The sequence below is a fragment of the Nocardia sp. GP40 genome (assembly GCF_050434125.1).
Taxonomy (GTDB): domain Bacteria; phylum Actinomycetota; class Actinomycetes; order Mycobacteriales; family Mycobacteriaceae; genus Nocardia; species Nocardia albiluteola.
Genome location: NZ_JBNPVW010000046.1, coordinates 1 through 2,955 on the forward strand (window position 1 = coordinate 1; position 2,955 = coordinate 2,955).

Genomic DNA, 2,955 nt, shown 5'->3' on the forward strand with positions numbered 1-2,955 from the left:
CGCACAGGATCGCCACCATCCGCGTGCGGGGGCTCACGCCGAACGGAATCGCGACGCTGCAGGCATTACTCGACACCACCAGCTATCGGCGAAATACGGCGAGCGCAGTCACCATCAAGAACGAAACCGTTGGCATCCCGGTCCGTTCGTTGATGCGTGTACTGAAAATCCACGCCGACGACCTGCAAGCCCTCGTCGAATACGCTGCCGGGCGACCTGTCATCGACAAGACCGTGGCCGCTGACGCCGCCGCTGCAATTCGCCGTGAGCTCCACTCCTACGCCCAGCAGCGGCTTACCGAATTACCTGAATTAGTCGCACGATTCGACACTGCGCAGGCTGCAGGCGAGGACACCGCCAACCGCGCCCTGATCGACACCCTCGCGCGAGTACTCCAACAGCTGCCGTTCACCCCGCCGGTCCCGCTGGCCAAACTCGCTCACGACACAAGCCCGGACCACAACCCCCACTACCTCGATCTCCATACCCGCTATGGTACGTATCTCGTCGCAGCCGTCGCGGAGCGAACCAAGCAGCCCGAACCATCACGGCCCGACCACGTTCGCGCTCTGCTGAAATCGGTTGGCATCATTGGCGACCGATTGACCTCCACCGTTCTCGTACACAACATTCGAGTCCTCGGCACCGGGCCGATCGACCATCGACTCCGTGACTCCATCAACCCGGTCGCACTAACTCTGCTCGATCTCACCGAGACACCACCCCAGTTCGCGCCCCAAATCCTGACCGTCGTGGAAAACCCATCGCTGCTGGAATTGGCGCGCATCCGCGACAGCTCTCAAGCACTCGCATGCACCAGCGGCTACCTCGGCAGCGTCGACCATGCCCTGCTGCAACTGGCCACGGACCAAGGCCTGCGCATCCGCTATGCAGGCGATCTCGACCACGATGGACTGCAAATTGCGGACGCCGTCAGGAATTACTACGGCGCCGAGCTCATCGCAATGGACAGGTCGGCCTGGGACAGTTCACCCGCCACTCCTGTATATCAGGAACATGACGACGTCCTGGACATCATCCTGGGCACCGCGAAACCGACCTGCTGTTCATCGACCAGTACCTCCACGCCATCGTCTCGCGACACCGCACGCCGGTGGCTGTTGGAGATCATCAGCACCCGCGGCACAGTGGTCGACCAACTCCCGGCGCCGATGACCGGTCGCCGCAGCCCGTCAGGATGGTTCCTGCTGGTCGATGGACTACTGGTGCTTCCTCTCGCACTCGGTACCGACGACGCGGGGCAGCAACAGTGGATCGCCACCAACTGCCTGGCCGTTCCGCGTCATGACCGGGTGATCGACCCCACCGGCCTGAACGGATCAGCGCTGCTGGCACATGTGCGGGTGACCACCCACGCAATCGAGCGATTCCAGCAACGCGGCGGCGGCCACCCCGACCTCGAACAGGCCCGCGCACAGTTGATCCGCATCCTCACGCCCACGGTCTATGCCAGCCCCCGACCACCAGCGTGGTGGCGTTCACGCGAACCCGCCGACTACTACCTGATCGGCGGTGACCACGACGAGTGGTGCCTGCCGATCCGCCCCGGCGACGCCGCACAGGCATTCGACGCCACCACCTGCATGCATCGGGCAACGCACCTGTTCGAGCTGGACCCACGGGGCTTGGCTGCGATGTGCTGCGTCGACGAGCAACGGCTCCAGCCAGGCAGCCGGCCGTACAAGATCCTGCAGTCCGCATTGGCTCAGGGAGCTGTGCTGTCGTGGTATCGACCGCACCGAGCCCGGCCCAATCCATGGGCGACCTGGTGGCTGATCCTCGGTGACCGCCTGAGCGCCGCGGTGTCCTACGACCCCGATCATCATGTGCCGCTGACCATCCGGGACCTGGACGATCGGCGAGTGTTCTGGAAGCGATGGTTCTTGTCGTGACGGGGGCGACCACGCGCACGGCCCGCTGTCAGAACTCGAAGCCCCCTCGGCATCCAGGGCTCACACCGCACACGACTTGGGGATGGAGACGGTCATGGACACCAAGCACACGGCGCCCGGCGCCCGTGACCAGCGTTCCCGCAATACGCGCAGGGACGACGGCCGCCTGTAGTGTCAGCCGAGTGGGAAGTGAGCAGGGGGTCCAGGAGTGAAGGTCAATGTCACCTACAGCAACCCCGCCCCCAAATAGCCGTGAGGGCATCGAGGCCGTGCGTGATGCCATGATCAGCTCCGGGTTCACCACCAGCGACACCTTCGAGGGGTGCTCACAAGACGAGATCAACGCCGTGATCGAGGCCGCCGGCAGTGTCGAACTTCCCGGAGACTACCTTGCGTTCCTGCAGGTATTCGGCCGTCACGCGGGCACGCTGTTCCGCGGATCGCACGTCTGCTACCCCGAACCGCTGACCGCGCGCGATGCCGCTGTGGACGTGGCATCGGACCCGGAGGAAACGCTGACGCTGGAAAACAGGTTCTTCTTCGGTCATCACCAAGGCTACGAAGTGTATTTCTTCGAGCACGCCAGCGACGCGGTCTACAGCTATGTCGAAGGACATCCATTCGACCAGAAGTTGGCGGACAACTTCACACAATGGCTCTGGGATGTATTCCACCGAACCAAAGAACTCCGGGATCGTTCCGAACAGTTGCGGCAAGACACCGAACGCAAACGCGCACAGATGCGCGCCGAGGGCGCACTGTAGCGATGGCCGGGGACGTACCCGACGGAGCGGGCCTTGTGAATCGGATGCCGTTGAGCGTGTAGGTGCAGCACGCACACAGAGGGGCCAGGCTCGATTCATTGATAGCCGGATTCACAACTTGCAGCGTGCCATCGGAGGCGACGTACAACCCGCTGTAATAGGTCGATTCACCGATCCGCACGTAATCCCGGCGGTCGGATTTCTGCACTCTTCGAGGACGGCGTTGTGCCACCGGTCGGTGTCGATGTCGACGGTGAGTGAACGTAGTTCGGCTGTCA

At 63.3% G+C, this 2,955-nt stretch carries 2 protein-coding genes; both read left to right on the plus strand.

Going from position 1 to position 2,955, the window contains the following annotated elements; genetic code table 11:
• Nucleotides 1-1,913: TIGR02679 domain-containing protein (locus ABH933_RS45435; protein ID WP_429429364.1), on the plus strand; the 1,913-nt coding region annotated here is incomplete at its 5' end.
• A gap of 218 nt (nt 1,914-2,131) precedes the next feature.
• Entirely contained in the window at nt 2,132-2,677 is a 546-nt protein-coding gene (locus ABH933_RS45440) for an SMI1/KNR4 family protein (protein WP_429429362.1), read from the plus strand.
• Nucleotides 2,678-2,955 lie beyond the last annotated feature (278 nt).